The sequence below is a fragment of the Albirhodobacter sp. R86504 genome (genome assembly GCF_042466415.1).
In the GTDB taxonomy this organism is placed as follows: domain Bacteria; phylum Pseudomonadota; class Alphaproteobacteria; order Rhodobacterales; family Rhodobacteraceae; genus Albirhodobacter.
Genome location: NZ_JAXHCH010000002.1, coordinates 2478217 through 2492500, shown reverse-complemented (window position 1 = coordinate 2492500; position 14284 = coordinate 2478217). Strand labels below are relative to the sequence as shown.

The window sequence follows — 14284 nt, the reverse complement described above, 5'->3', positions numbered from 1 at the left end:
GTCGAGACGCGAGACCCGACGATCAGCCCATCCGGACCTGCCGAGACCTTGACCGTCTCGCCATCCTTGATCTCGCCACCGAGGATCATTTCGGCCAACGGATCTTGCAAGGCGCGCTGAATCACCCGCTTCAACGGTCTCGCGCCGAAGACGGGATCATAGCCCTCATCGCCCAACCAGATCCGCGCAGCATCATCAAGATCGAGCGTAATCTTGCGCGCAGCGAGGCGTTTATCCAGCAAGCCGAGCTGGATCGACACGATCGCCCCCATGTTCCCGCGCGAGAGCCGTTCAAAGATCACGGTCTCGTCCAGGCGGTTCAGGAACTCAGGACGGAAATGCGCACGCACTGCATCCATCACCTGCGCCCGCGCGGCGGCACTGTCCGACCCTTCCGGCAGCTGGCTCAACGCTTGCGACCCAAGGTTTGACGTCAGCACAATCAAGGTCTGCTTGAAATCGACCGTGCGCCCCTGACCATCCGTCAACACGCCATCATCGAGAACTTGCAAGAGCACGTTGAATACATCTGGATGTGCCTTTTCGACCTCATCGAACAAGATGACCTGATAAGGCCGACGGCGGACAGCTTCGGTGAGAACACCGCCCTCATCATACCCAACATAACCGGGAGGCGCGCCGATCAAACGCGAGACGGCGTGTTTCTCCATGAACTCCGACATATCAATGCGAACCATCGCCTGATCATCGTCAAAGAGATACTCCGCGACCGCCTTCGTCAGCTCAGTCTTGCCGACACCCGTTGGCCCAAGGAACAGGAAGCTGCCCAACGGACGGTTCTCGTCATTGAGACCCGCACGCGCACGGCGCACCGCATTCGCAACGGCCTTCAGCGCTGTATCCTGACCGATGACTCGCTGACGTAGCTCGTCTTCCATCTTCAACAGCTTCTCGCGCTCGCCCTCCAACATCTTAGACGTCGGGATACCAGTCCAGCGCTCGACCACTTCGGCAATTTGCTCCGGCCTGACGGCCTCCTCAACCATCAGATCTTCATTGGCCTCCGCCGCGGCGAGTTGTTTTTCGAGGTTCGGAATGATCCCATAGCTGAGCTCACCCGCTTTCCCCAAATTCCCCTCACGTTTGGCGTGATCGAGGTCGGCACGCGCGCGATCAAGCTGCTCTTTCAACCCGCGGGAGGCTTCCAACTTGTCGCGTTCGGCCTGCCACGCGGCCGTCATCTCGGCTGCGCGCTCCATCACATCGGCAAGCTCACGCTCGAGCGTCTCAAGACGGTCTTTCGAGGCGGCATCATCCTCTTTCTTAAGGGCCTCGGCCTCAATCTGCATTTGCAAGATCTGACGATCCAGCGCGTCCAGTTCCTCGGGCTTGCTGTCGACCTCCATCCGCAACCGCGAAGCAGCCTCGTCCATCAAGTCAATCGCCTTATCCGGCAAGAACCGATCAGTGATGTAGCGGTTCGAGAGCTGCGCAGCGGCAACCAGCGCGCTATCGGAGATACGAACACCGTGGTGCAACTCGTATTTTTCCTTAATACCCCGCAAGATCGAGATCGTGTCCTCGACGGTGGGCTCCTCTACCATCACGGGTTGGAAACGCCGCGCCAGCGCAGCATCTTTCTCGACATATTTACGATACTCGTCGAGGGTCGTCGCCCCAACGCAATGCAGTTCGCCGCGCGCAAGCGACGGTTTGATCAGATTCGCAGCATCCATCGCGCCATCCGACTTACCGGCGCCGACAAGCGTATGCATCTCGTCGATAAAGAGGATAATCTCGCCTGCCGCTGCTTCGATTTCCTTCAAGATCGCCTTCAAACGCTCCTCAAATTCGCCGCGGTATTTCGCACCGGCAATCAACGCGCCCATGTCCAGCGCGAGCAGCTTTTTGTTCCGCAGGGATTCCGGCACGTCGCCATTCACAATGCGCAAGGCAAGGCCTTCGGCGATGGCGGTTTTCCCGACGCCAGGCTCCCCGATCAAGACCGGGTTATTCTTCGTCCGACGCGAAAGAACCTGCATCGTGCGCCGGATCTCGTCGTCGCGACCGATGATCGGATCAATTTTGCCCTCTTCAGCCGCTTCTGTCAGGTCGCGCGCGTATTTCTTGAGGGCGTCATAGCCTTGTTCAGCGTTGGCCGAATCCGCCGTGCGCCCTTTGCGAATATCATTGATCGCGGTATTGAGCTTCATCGCCGTGACAGCCCCCGCATCCAAGGCGTCTTTAGCGCGTGTGTTCACAACGCAAAGCGCCATCAACACCCGCTCGACGGGAACAAAGCTATCACCCGCTTTGGTGGCAATTTTTTCGGCCTCGTCCAGAACGCGAACAAGCGAAGTGTCGACGTAAACCTGATCGCCACCACCGCCCACTTTGGGCTGTTTGCCAACCGCAAGATTCACGGCCTCGATCACACGGGACGGCTCACCGCCCGCGCTGCGGATCAGATTGGCCGACAACCCCTGATCATCATCCATAAGTGCTTTGAGCAAATGCTCGGGCACAACGCGCTGATGCCCTTCGCGCATTGCAATGGTCTGCGCGGATTGCAAGAAACCCCGCGCCCGTTCCGTGAACTTCTCCATGTTCATCGGTCTCTCCTTTTTTCAAAAGCCCCCGACACTCCGGCCGCCCGTTATGGCACGGCCCTCGTCAGGTCTCGGGATAGATTTGGGCGCACCAGTGCGTCGCTTCAAGTCCTCGAGCGCGGCGCGTGGCGGAAATATCCGCGCAACCACACGCAATCGAGGGGACTTCCCCGCCCCAAGTTACCCTGACGTGTAGCAACCTTTTATTGAGGCTTGGGGTTCATAGTTATGAGGCAGATCAAATCGCCACGATTTAGATTTGAGGTCGCGCCACCCCATAGGAGACAGCAATGAATAATTCGACAGCCACCAGAATTGCGCATCTGTTCTACGATGCTGCCCGACAGCGATTTGACGCGATTGTCGAGTTCTTCACCCCCGGCTTGGCGCACCCGCTTTGTATCCCCGTCACATTGGAGCTCTCGATCAACACACCGCATCCGCAGCTTGCGCGGGCGCTGTACAATGAGGCGCGCAGACGTGGGATTGATAAGTGGTGATATCGACAACTGTGCGCGAATCCGCAATCGGGCGACGGTCGTGCTCGCTTCACGCGCGGTTATTTTCTTGACCGCCATAGGTCAGGGGTGCAAGGGACACGCGCAAATCTAAAAACGGAGTGTCCCCCAATGTCCGATAACGCATCCCCGAAAACTGGCTCAGAGCTTGCTGATGATCGGCTGATTGTCGCTCTTGATGTCCCCAATGCGTTGGCTGGCTTGCAATTGGCCGAAACCTTGGGGGATGCCGTGTCGTTCTACAAGATCGGGTTGGGGATGCTGACCGGCGGCGGGCTCGGCCTCGCGAATGAACTGAAAGCGGAATTTGGCAAGCGCATCTTCCTTGATATGAAGCTTTTTGACATCGGCGCCACGGTCGAGGCTGCTGTCCGCGGACTCTCGCAGTTCGATCTCGATTTTTTGACAGTCCACGGCGACCCCCATGTCGTTGCCGCAGCGAAAGAGGGCGCGCGTGGCAAGGACATGAAAATCCTTGGCGTAACGATTTTGACCTCTCTGGATCGCTCGGATCTCGACCGTGCGCTGATCAAGGACGGCTTGATCCCTGATCTCGTGGTTGAACGTGCGGGCCTCGCGTTTGAGGCCGGCGCAGACGGCATTATCGCCTCGCCACAAGAGGCCGCGCTGATCCGCGCGCTCCCCGAGGCGGCGGGCAAACTCATCGTGACGCCGGGCGTTCGCCCTGCTGGTGCGGCGCTGGGGGATCAAAAACGGGTGGAGACACCCGCTTTTGCGATCGCAAATGGTGCGGATCATATCGTGGTCGGACGTCCGATCTGGAAAGATGCCGATCCTCGTGCCGCCGCGCTTGCGATCCTCAAAGAGATCGTCTGACGCGGGCGGCTTAAAACCGACTATAAAAACGGGCGCCGAATTGGCGCCCGTTTTTATATCTCTGTCTGCGTCTCACTGATTGTCGTTGACGTCGCGATCGACGATTTTGATCTGCCCCGCGCGGACCCCCACGACGCGGCGCAAAACGATCCAAGCAACGAGCGCGGAAACAGCCATCACCGCCAACAACAACGCGAAGCTCAGCCCAGCGCCGAGCCCCGTCCACAAAAGCAAAGCAACCATCATCGCGCCAATTGCAAAGCCGATCAGGATATTACCCGCCGTCAGGATTTCGAGCACGCCGAGCACAAGCCCTGCCACGGCCCAGACCCAGCCTTGCTGCCAAAACATGATATCCGCTTCCATGGGTTACATCTTCCCCTTGAACATCTTGAACGCATCGGAGAGCGCATCCAGCGCGGCAGCAGGCAAGATCACCGTTTGACGCCCCTCTCCCTTGCCGATCCCTTCAAGCGCCTCAACCTGCTTCAAAGCAACTTGATATTGAGCGGCCTCAAGTCCGTTCTTCGCGATAGCCTCTGCCATGATTTGCGTCGCATAGGCTTCCGCATCTGCGAGAATCCGGCGCGCCTTAGCATCTTGCTCCGCGGTATAAAGCTCGGCGTCCGCGCGCAATTCGGCGGCGCGTTTCGCCCCCTCCGCCTCGGTGACCTGCGCGCGCCGCGCCCGCTCGGCGTTCAGCTGTTGCAGCATCGCCGCACGCGTCGCCTCATCAAGGCTAACGTCCAATATCTCGACGCGCGTCACCTCAATCCCCCAATCCTCGACGACATCGACCAATGAGGTGCGGATTGTCTCGATCAGAACGGACCGGTTAGACTGCACGGTATCCAGTTCCATTCGGCCGATTTCCGACCGCACGATCCCCGCAACCGTTGTGCGGATAGCCCCGTCCACATCCCGAATACGGTAAACCGTGCGCTCTGGTTCGGTGATCCGGTAAAAGACGCTGGTCTCGACACTTAACGTGACGTTGTCGGACGTGATGGCGTCTTGCGACATGCTCGGCAACTGGCGCTCCAGAATGGAGACCTTATGCGCAACGCTGTCGAGGAATGGGACGATAAAATTCACTCCTGGCCCGAGCACCGCCCGTAAACGGCCAAGGCGCTCCACCACAAATTTTTGCGATTGCGGCACAATGTAGACGCCCCGCAAAACGATAAGAACCACGAACACCGCCAAGGCCAGCGCAACGCCGTTACCAGCCAGAAATGGCATAAAATCACCCATAAAACCTCTCCTCTATAGAGTTGAACCATAGGGCGTGCCTTTCGTTTGGAAAAGCCCATTCGCTTTACCGCCCACGCGCCGCGCAGTAAGCAGGGCCATGCCCAGCTTGTGCCGCGATTGCTTGACGACCCTGCCCGATCCGGCGCCCGCGCGCTGTCCGGTATGCGCACGTGCGCGCATCCTGACACACCCGGAACTCAACAGCCTTTCTATCGCGCATATCGATTGCGATGCCTTCTACGCCTCGGTTGAAAAGCGCGATGACCCCAGCCTTGCGGCCAAACCTCTTATTATCGGCGGAGGCACCCGCGGCGTGGTGACGACGTGTTGTTACATCGCGCGAATTTCGGGTGTTCGCTCCGCGATGCCGATGTACAAAGCCCTGCAACTTTGCCCCGATGCAACGGTCTTGCCGCCGCGTCTTCCCCATTACGCAGAGACTTCGCGCGCGATCCGTGCGCTGATGCTCGATCTTACCCCTGCCGTCCAACCGCTCTCGCTCGATGAGGCATTTCTGGATCTGACGGGGACCGAGCGCCTTCATGGAGCGGCGCCCGCAATGACGATGGCGCGCCTCGCGCGGCGGATCGAGACGGAAGTTGGTGTTTCCGCTTCGGTAGGGCTGTCGCACAACAAGTTTCTCGCGAAAATTGCATCGGATCTGGATAAGCCGCGCGGTTTCTCGACGATCGGCAAGGCGGAGACGAACGCTTTTTTGCAAGGCAAACCCGTCTCAATTCTTTGGGGCGTCGGCGAGGCTACGCGCGCGGCGCTCGGCGCTGCCGGAATTCGCAAGATCGACGACCTACTGAGGCTCGACGAGGCCGATCTGTTCCGCAGGTTTGGCGCGACGGGCCAACGCCTTTGGCATCTGGCCCGAGGAAACGATACCAGACCCGTTGTTGCGGATGCTCCAATCAAGTCAATCTCGAACGAACGCAGCTTCGAGATCGACTTATCGGACCGCGACCAGCTTAAGCATCATCTCTGGCGTATGGCGGAGAAAGTATCCGATCGTGCGAAAGCAACAGATCTGCAAGGCAGAACCATCACGTTGAAAGTCCGGCGTAAGGATTTCTCCCTTCTCTCGCGTCGCAGCACGCTGCATGCCCCCACCCAGCTAGCCGATACGATGTATCGAACTGTCGCGCAGCTTCTTGATGCGCTGAATGAAAGCGGGCCGTTCCGGCTGATCGGGCTCGGCCTGAGTGATCTCACACCAGCTTCGGGCCAAGATCCTTTAGGCGATCTACTTGATCCCCAAGCGGGAGTCCGCGCGCAGACCGAACGCGCGACGGATGCGATTCGCGCGCGATTTGGCCCCAATGCGATCACGAAGGGTCGCGGTTTCAAGCAAGACGGAAGCTGAGGGGCACAGTCATTGCGCCGCAAGCGCTGTGCGCGATGCTTCGGCGCCAACGATTCGGGTCATCGCGCGCTCGATCAGCCCTGCAAATACCTCGAAATCATCACGCGGACGAATGTTGGCCTCATCCATGTAGAGGCCCCGATCAATTTCCACCTGCACGACGTGGCGACCCGCGGTCGGATGGCCGTGGGCTTGAGCGATATAGGCCCCCGCGAAGGGCTTATTGCGCGCGACCCGCAAACCTTCGGCCTCGAAGGCCGCTTCGATCATATCCGTGACCTCCGGCGCACTCGATGCCCCGAATCTATCGCCTAACACAATGTCGGGACGCATCGGACCGCGCTCCAACGCCTCACTCGGCATTGAATGCATGTCGACCAGAATCGCGCGCCCGAATTCCGATTGCATCTGCGCCATCAAACCTTCCAGCGCGGCGTGCCATGGCCGCCAATGATCCTCAATCCGCCGATTCGCCTCGGCTTGCGAGAGTTTCCCTTGGTAAATCGCCCTCGCTCCCGCGACAACTCGCGGAATAATCCCCAACCCCGCGCGAACGCGCGCATTTACAGGGTGCCCCTCAACGCCTGCGATTAAAGCGGGGTCCATCTCATTCGCTGCGCGGTTGAAGTCGATATAGGCACGGGGAACCTCCGCCAGCAGCGCCGCCGCACCGAGATTCGGCGCACAGAGCAAAAATTGGTCGACAAACGCATCTTCCGACGACCGAATCTGCTTTTCGGACAAAATTGTGCGCCCCAAAAGAGCGCGTGGATAGGTCCGCCCGGAATGCGGTGACGCGAAAAACACGCCTGAAACCATCCGTTCGGGCCTTAAAAGCCTGAAAGACGGTGATTTCGGCTGATCATGCCCCATCCGACACCCCCCTGAACCCTTTCTCTATACATGAGTTTGATTTCGCACCAAAACCCCTTGAAACCCCAAACGAGTCCTTTTATAGACCCTCAGACCGAAGCGGTGCAGCTCTGGGTTTCAGGACTTGCAGCAACACTGATTAGGACGTGGGCGGTTAGCTCAGCGGTAGAGCACTACGTTGACATCGTAGTGGCCACTGGTTCGATCCCAGTACCGCCCACCATTTCGCCGCTCCTTCGGGGGCACACAGATTTCAAGGCGCACGCGCGCCGCGAATAGGAGATGACCCTATGAAGGTCCGTAACTCGCTCCGCTCGCTCAAGCAGCGTCACCGCGATTGCCAGATCGTGCGCCGTAAAGGCCGCGTCTATGTGATCAACAAGACGCAACGTCGCTTCAAGGCACGTCAGGGCTAAGCCCAGACTGCCAGCTTCGAGCCGGTGAATAAAAAAGGCCGCTTGGTTTTTCCAAGCGGTCTTTTTCTTTGCGCCGTGATATTTTCGCGCGTCACTTTCCGGCTGTCGTCTTTGGGAACTGGCACTGACGGACGGTCGCCCTAATGCTCCAGCAAGGCAGGAATAAGCCCGCGCAGCGAATTCCCCATGAAGAGCGCCCCCTCGCGCAGATCGGCAGGCGTAAGAAGGGCTTCGCGCGCCTTGCCAGTAGCCAGCATCGATTCGCGAAGCACTCCGAGTAGCAAGCCGCTCGACGCTGCGGGGGTTAGATAGTGCCCATCGCGCAGCAAAAACAGATTGGTAATCGTCCCCTCGCAAACTTCGTCTCGCTCATTCAACAAGATCACCTCGTCAACCCCTAGCGGCATCCGAGCACGGGCGGCCTCGTAAGGCGCGCGCTGCGTGGTTTTGATTGGCAGGAAGGGATCATCCGAGGCGAGACGCACAGGCGAGAGCGCGACGCGCCATGTCCCCGACGGCGTCAACGGCGCAGTGGTCATCTCGATCTTGCCTGATGCCTCGACCGTCAACCGTATCCGCAAAGGCGAATCACCGTTAAGTGTCGAGAGGGCGGTATCGAAGTCAGCTCCGTCGAACGCGAAGCCCAAATCTTTCGCCGTGCGTGCCAGTCGAGCGCGGTGGAGTGACAGGCGCGCGACGCCGCCGATCGGGTGCCACCCGAAAGTCTCAATAATTTTCAGATTTTCAGGAACCGTGCTTTCCACAATGCCTCCTCATATTCATCCGCCGCGCGACTATCATGAACAACACCGCCACCAACATTGGCACGGAACGTTCCGGCGCCGGTCTCGGTCAAGGTGCGGATTGCGACGTTAAACTCCATATCGCCATGCGGCGCGGCCCAACCGATTGCGCCGCAATAGACACCGCGCGGCGACGGCTCCAATTCGCGGATAATTTCCATCGCGCGTATTTTGGGGGCACCCGTCACCGAGCCGCAGGGGAACATCGCCGTTAAGATCTCGGGCAACCCCGTCTCGGATTCCAATTGCCCCTCAATGACGGAAATCATTTGATGCACCGTGGGGTAGGTTTCAACCGCGAAGAGCTTCGGCACCTTCACAGTACCAATCCGGCACAAGCGCGAAATATCGTTGCGCAGCAGATCAACGATCATCAGATTCTCTGCCCGATCTTTCTCGGCACCGAGTAAATCCGCGACGAGGGCCGCATCCTCAGCCGGGGTCGCGCCACGCGGGCGCGTGCCTTTCATCGGGCGCGTCTCAATCCTATCTCCTGCGACGCGGAAAAACAGCTCCGGCGAACGGGACAAGAGGCGGATGCCCGCGAGATCGACATACGCGCCATGTGGAACCTTACCCGCCGAGAGCGCCGCATAAAGCTCCGGTGCGGGCGTCTGCGATGCGACCGGAATCGGGAACGTGAGGTTCACTTGGTAACAATCGCCCGCCCCGATATAATCATGGAGGCGTGCGAAAGCCGCAGCATAGGTCGGAAAATCAATCGCTGGATCGCCCGTCACGACCTCCGCCGTAGCCGATTGAGGATGATACGCGACCGGGGCATCATAAACGCCGAAGGCCAGCAAAGGCACATCACGGTCGGGCGGCATGAGAGGCGCCAGAAGATCCGCAAGACAATACCCCAGCTCGTAACTCGCAAAGCCTGCGAGCCACTTGCCATCCCTGCGCGCTTTGCGCATCGCTTCAAAAGCGCCGGGAACTTCGTCAGGCGTGTCCGCGCGGATAACATGCGCTGCCTGCGCGAAAATTGCCGGTTGGCCATCTGGCCCATGATCGAAAATCACGCTTTGTGTCATGCTCATCGCCTTCGCCCATCGTGGCTAACCCGCCGCAAATAGTCCGGTTTCACCACAATCAAAGGGCTGTCATAGATCAGGGGATTGGACAAGCGGAGCCGATCCTGTTTTGACATCGGGGGCCAGTTCCTCGAAATCGAAATTATCCAGACGCCGGGCACGCTTGCCCGCCTTGTCGGCAGAGATCTTGATCTCCTCAATATCCTTCGCCGCTTGATGGAAGTGACGATCCAGATTGCCCACACGAGCGACCAAACGATCAACATCCCCATAGAGCGCCGCAAGCTCTGCGCGGATCGCGCCTGCCTGCTCGCGCATTCGCGCATCTTTGAGAACCGCGCGCATCGTGTTGAGCGTCGCCATGCAGGTCGTTGGCGACACGATCCAAACTTTCGCGGCAAAGCCTTCGCGCACCAGCTCGGGGAAGTTGGCATGAAGCTCGGCATAAACGGCCTCGGACGGCAAAAACATCAGCGCGCCATCCGCCGTTTCCCCCTCGAGGATATAGCGCTCGCTGATCGCGCGGATATGGGTGCGCACAGCCGTCCGCAGCATCCGCGCCGCATGCTCGGCATCGATTTTGGTGGAAGCATTCCGCAAGGCCTCATAAGCTTCCAAGGGAAACTTACTATCAATCGCGATCGGCCCCGGGGGATTGGGCAGGTGCACCAGACAATCCGCGCGACGCCCATTCGAGAGAGTGGCCTGCATCGTGTAGGAGTCAGAAGGCAGCGCCTTTAGCACGATGTCATGCAACTGAATTTCGCCAAATGCGCCGCGGGTTTGCTTATTCGACAGAATATCTTGCAGGCTCAACACATTGCCCGACAGCTTTTCGATATTCGCCTGCGCTTTGTCGATCGTCTCCAGCCGCTGATGCAAATCGCCCAAACTGCGCGCGGTGCGTGTGGCACTTCCGTGTAGACTTTCCGCCATCCCCCGCGAGACATCCGCAAGGCGTTGCTCCATCAAGGCCAAGACACGCGCCTGCGAGGCGGCCTGAGCTTCCGAAACATGGTGCAACCCCCCCGATAGCTGATGCTGCCCATCGGATAGCTGCTGCACGCGCAGGCCAAGATTTGTGAGCTGGCCCACCATCGGCTCTGTCATACGCACAGCCCGCTGCGACCCACGGAGCATCGCGATCATCATCCCCAGAAAGAGGACAAAAAACAAACCAAGCGCCGCCGCGCCGGCAAGGAAGATCTGGTCCAGCGCGTAAATTGTTCCGCCGATGGTGATCATGTGCGACCAAACAACCGTTCAATATCCGAGAGTTTAAGCTCCACATAAGTGGGCCGGCCATGGTTACACTGGCCAGAGTGAGGCGTCGCTTCCATCTCACGCAACAAGGCATTCATTTCCTCAGGGCGCATTTGGCGGCCCGACCGGATCGATCCGTGACACGCCATGCGCGAGAGCACGGCCTCAACCCGCGCTTGGAGACGTTGGCTATCGCCCAAGTCCGACAATTCATCGAGGATGTCGCGCAGCATTGCTGCGGCGTTAATCTCCCCCAGAATTGCGGGTGTTTCGCGCACCGCAACCGCGCCGCCCCCGAACGCCTCGATCGTCAGCCCAAACCGCGCCAAATCATCGGAGACCTCCAGCAAACTCGCGGCATCTTGCGGCGAAAGTTCGACGATTTCGGGAATAAGAAGCGCTTGCGCAGCAACCCCGTTTTCCGACATTTGCCGCTTCAATCGCTCATAGACGAGGCGCTCATGCGCTGCATGCTGATCGACGATGACAATGCCACGCGTGGTCTGCGCAACGATATAGTTCTCATGCACCTGCGCCCGCGCCGCCCCGAGAGGATACTGGTCGCCCATTGGCGCATAAAGACTCTGATCCGCCCGCGCAGAGGGGAGGTTAACATGATCGGGCGCCCTGCTCGTCTCGGGCAACCCGCCAAAGGGATGAGGGGCCTCATCAAAGGCCATTGCGGAATGGCTATGATCCGCAAGGGGTGATTGGAATTGATAAGCCGTGCGAACCGCCCCCAAAGACGGCCTGTCCATCTGGTAAATCCTGCCTGCAGGGATCTCAGGCCGCATCGCGCCCAAGGTTGCATCCGCAACCGTCGAGGACGCTCGGTGGCCCGCTTGCGCAAGCGCGTGCCTCAGGCCCGTGACGATCAATCCGCGCGCAACAGCGCTCTCGCGGAAACGCACCTCTGCTTTGGCGGGGTGCACATTGACGTCGACGCGCTCGGGATCGCAGGTCAAAAACAGGACCGCTGCCGGATGCCGATCACGCGAGAGAAAATCCATATAGGCCGCGCGCAAAGCCCCGATGAGAAGCTTGTCGCGCACGGGGCGTCCATTCACGAAAAAGAACTGCTCAACCGCCGCGCCGCGCGAATAGGTCGGCAGGGCCGCAAAGCCAGTCAAACGCAGCCCCTCGCGCTCGGCATCAATCGGCAGGGCGTTTTGTGCAAACTCGCGCCCGAGGACCTGCGCCAAACGGTTCGAGAGCGCGCCGAACAATTCCCCCTGCTCTGCATCCGCGCGAAAAATCTCGCGCGGCTTATCGCCCGAGACATCGCGGAGCACGAAGCTGACATAGGGCTCGGCCATTGCGAGCCGTTTGATCACATCCGCGATCGCCGTTGCTTCGGCGCGGTCAGTGCGCAGGAATTTCAGGCGCGCAGGCGTTGCAAAGAACAAATCTCGCAGCTCAACGACGGTTCCACGATTCAACGCTGCCGGGCGCACGGCGCCTATCGTGCCTCCCGATACCGAGATCGAATGTGCCTCAAACCCCTCGACGCGTGACGTGATCGTCAGCCGCCCCACAGCGCCGAGCGACGGCAGGGCCTCGCCACGAAACCCGAACGTGTGAATATTGAGAAGATCAGACCCATCGATCTTGGACGTTGCATGACGCGAAAGCGCGAGAGGCAGATCGTCCGCCGTCATACCACAGCCGTCATCAGTGATGCGGATCAAAGTCTTCCCGCCATCGGCGTAGACGACCTCAATCCGCGCCGCGCCAGCATCCAAAGCGTTCTCGACCAGTTCTTTGACAGCAGAGGCGGGCCGCTCAACCACTTCGCCCGCCGCGATGCGGTTGGCGGAGGTATCATCTAGCTGCCGGATCACCGGACGGGTTTCGAATGAAACACGGGCGGAACGCGGCTGTGGTGCGCTTATATTGGGGCTCTCGTCATTCATGCCACTAGGATTAGCACAAAGACGGAACAGCCGCCACAGATTCGGCCCATGATTTCTGCGTCGCGAAGTCGAATCTGGCGCGCTGGGTTCGGGCCCTTGGTAGGGCCCGAACCAACCGTTTACTCAAGCCCTTCGGGTTGTCCGACAATCACAAAGCGCAACGCATCCTTGTTTAACAGGCGCTTTGAAACCGCCGCAACATCCTCCGCAGTCACCGCCTCGATCTTGGCGTTCCGTCCGGCGGGGTAATCGATCGGGTAGCCGTCCATCTGCATCCCGACCAAAATTCCGGCAATATTGCCGTTCCCGTCGAACCGCAGCGGATATGCGCCTGTCAGATAGGTCTTCGCCTCGGTCAGTTCCTGCTCCGTGACGCCGCCCTCAGCCATCTTCGCCCATTGATCGCGGATCACCTCAACGGCCTGCGCAACCTTCTCATTGGCGGAGGCGAAGGAGCCCTGCCACGTCGCGGCGAAATCGCGCGGAACAAGATATGACGAGATACCATAAGTCAGGCCGCGCTTCTCCCGTACCTCATCCATCAGGCGCGACGAGAAACCGCCATCACCGAGGATTTGGTTGGCAACATAGGCCGCAAAGAACTCGGGATCATCAATGTCGATGCCCTCCTGACCAAAGATCACGACCGACTGCGGGCTGTCATAAGGGACTATGGTCACGCCACCTGTCAGGCCGAGGCTCGCCTCCTCCGGCATTGGCGCACCCGTGTCAGGAAGGGCGCCTAGAAGGTCATCCAACATCACGCCCAAGGCTTCGGGGGTGATATCCCCCACCGCCGCGACATAGAGGCGGTCTTTCGCCAACACGCGGGCCTTTGCCGCGATCAGGTCTTCACGCGTCAGCGCGTTCAGGCTTTCTTCGGTGCCATTCAGCGTGCTGCCATAGGGATGATCCCCAAAGGCCAGCTTCGCGAAGGTCTCGGACGCAATCGCGTTCGGATCGGTCGCGTCCGATTGCAAAATTGACCGAACCTGCCCACGGACACGGTCAACCGCATCTTGCGGGAAGGACGGCTCGATCAGAGCGCGCCGCAACAACGCAACCGCCTCATCGCGGTTTTCTGTCAGCATTTGTGCCGAGATCGCAACGGAATCATTTCCCGTATCAAAGCTGAATTGAGCGGCGAGGCTTTCCGCGGCTTTCGCAAAAGTGCGGCTGTCCATATCACCAGAGCCTTCCTCCAATGTCGCCATCATCAGGTTCGTCGCGCCGCGTTTGCCCTCGTCGTCAAGCGACGCACCGCCTTTGAAACGAAGCTCTAATGCGGTGAACGGAATCTCATGGTTCTCCACAAGCCATGCCGTAATTCCGCCCGGCGAGGTGACGGATTGGATCTCGACATCCGCTGCGGCCGCCTGTGGAATTGCAGGTGCTGCGAGTGCTAAAACCGCCGCGAAAACAATGCGCATG

General features: G+C 59.4%; 13 protein-coding genes and 1 tRNA gene (1 of these 14 cut by a window edge). 5 read left to right on the top strand and 9 right to left on the bottom strand.

Annotation, left to right across the window (positions count from 1 at the left end; translation table 11 throughout):
- On the bottom strand, positions 1–2573 hold the 5' portion of the coding sequence (gene clpB, locus SJY32_RS14035) for an ATP-dependent chaperone ClpB (protein WP_376876621.1). The gene continues 34 nt to the left of window position 1, outside the view; only the first 2573 of its 2607 coding nucleotides appear in the window; its start codon is at positions 2571–2573; its stop codon lies off the left edge, out of view.
- A gap of 287 nt (positions 2574–2860) precedes the next feature.
- Between clpB and SJY32_RS14030 the strand changes: the two genes are divergently transcribed.
- Both SJY32_RS14030 and pyrF read left to right on the top strand, forming a co-directional pair.
- Positions 2861–3070, top strand: a complete 210-nt coding sequence (locus SJY32_RS14030) for a hypothetical protein (RefSeq protein WP_376876618.1) — start codon at positions 2861–2863, stop codon at positions 3068–3070.
- A gap of 129 nt (positions 3071–3199) precedes the next feature.
- Positions 3200–3925 carry an orotidine-5'-phosphate decarboxylase gene (gene pyrF, locus SJY32_RS14025; RefSeq protein ID WP_376876615.1) on the top strand — a complete coding sequence of 242 codons (726 nt, stop codon included), beginning with the start codon at positions 3200–3202 and terminating at the stop codon, positions 3923–3925.
- Positions 3926–3997: 72 nt separating this feature from the next.
- On the opposite strand, the gene SJY32_RS14020 is transcribed toward pyrF, so the two are convergent.
- The gene (locus SJY32_RS14020; protein ID WP_376876612.1) at positions 3998–4291 is read right to left on the bottom strand and encodes an NfeD family protein; all 294 of its coding nucleotides are present in this window, start codon (positions 4289–4291) and stop codon (positions 3998–4000) included.
- 3 nt (positions 4292–4294) lie between these two features.
- A complete protein-coding gene (locus tag SJY32_RS14015) occupies positions 4295–5179 on the bottom strand; it encodes an SPFH domain-containing protein (protein ID WP_376876609.1) in 885 nt (294 codons plus the stop codon).
- Between the two features lie 97 nt (positions 5180–5276).
- Here SJY32_RS14015 and SJY32_RS14010 point away from each other — a divergent pair, with 97 nt between their 5' ends.
- On the top strand, positions 5277–6548 hold the full coding sequence (locus SJY32_RS14010) for a DNA polymerase IV (protein ID WP_376876606.1): 1272 nt from the start codon (positions 5277–5279) through the stop codon (positions 6546–6548).
- A gap of 9 nt (positions 6549–6557) precedes the next feature.
- Here SJY32_RS14010 and SJY32_RS14005 read toward each other — a convergent pair whose 3' ends face one another.
- Entirely contained in the window at positions 6558–7421 is an 864-nt protein-coding gene (locus SJY32_RS14005) for an N-formylglutamate amidohydrolase (protein ID WP_376876603.1), read from the bottom strand.
- A gap of 148 nt (positions 7422–7569) precedes the next feature.
- Between SJY32_RS14005 and SJY32_RS14000 the strand changes: the two genes are divergently transcribed.
- Both SJY32_RS14000 and ykgO read left to right on the top strand, forming a co-directional pair.
- Positions 7570–7644, top strand: a tRNA-Val gene (locus tag SJY32_RS14000).
- Positions 7645–7711: 67 nt separating this feature from the next.
- The gene (ykgO, locus tag SJY32_RS13995) at positions 7712–7837 is read left to right on the top strand and encodes a type B 50S ribosomal protein L36 (protein ID WP_096433353.1); all 126 of its coding nucleotides are present in this window, start codon (positions 7712–7714) and stop codon (positions 7835–7837) included.
- Positions 7838–7977: 140 nt separating this feature from the next.
- On the opposite strand, the gene SJY32_RS13990 is transcribed toward ykgO, so the two are convergent.
- The 5 genes from SJY32_RS13990 to SJY32_RS13970 form a co-directional block, all read right to left on the bottom strand.
- On the bottom strand, positions 7978–8601 hold the full coding sequence (locus tag SJY32_RS13990; RefSeq protein ID WP_376876599.1) for an aminotransferase class IV family protein: 624 nt from the start codon (positions 8599–8601) through the stop codon (positions 7978–7980).
- Complete coding sequence (locus SJY32_RS13985) at positions 8574–9677, bottom strand: aminodeoxychorismate synthase component I (RefSeq protein WP_376876596.1); 1104 nt, start codon at positions 9675–9677, stop codon at positions 8574–8576. Before SJY32_RS13985 ends, SJY32_RS13990 begins: the two co-directional genes overlap by 28 nt.
- Before the next feature lie 69 nt (positions 9678–9746).
- Positions 9747–10922, bottom strand: a complete 1176-nt coding sequence (locus SJY32_RS13980; protein WP_376876593.1) for a DNA recombination protein RmuC — start codon at positions 10920–10922, stop codon at positions 9747–9749.
- Entirely contained in the window at positions 10919–12853 is a 1935-nt protein-coding gene (gene mutL, locus SJY32_RS13975; protein WP_376876590.1) for a DNA mismatch repair endonuclease MutL, read from the bottom strand. The genes SJY32_RS13980 and mutL overlap by 4 nt, the downstream gene beginning before the upstream one ends.
- Positions 12854–12972: 119 nt before the next feature.
- A complete protein-coding gene (locus SJY32_RS13970; protein WP_376877762.1) occupies positions 12973–14283 on the bottom strand; it encodes a M16 family metallopeptidase in 1311 nt (436 codons plus the stop codon).
- Position 14284 lies beyond the last annotated feature (1 nt).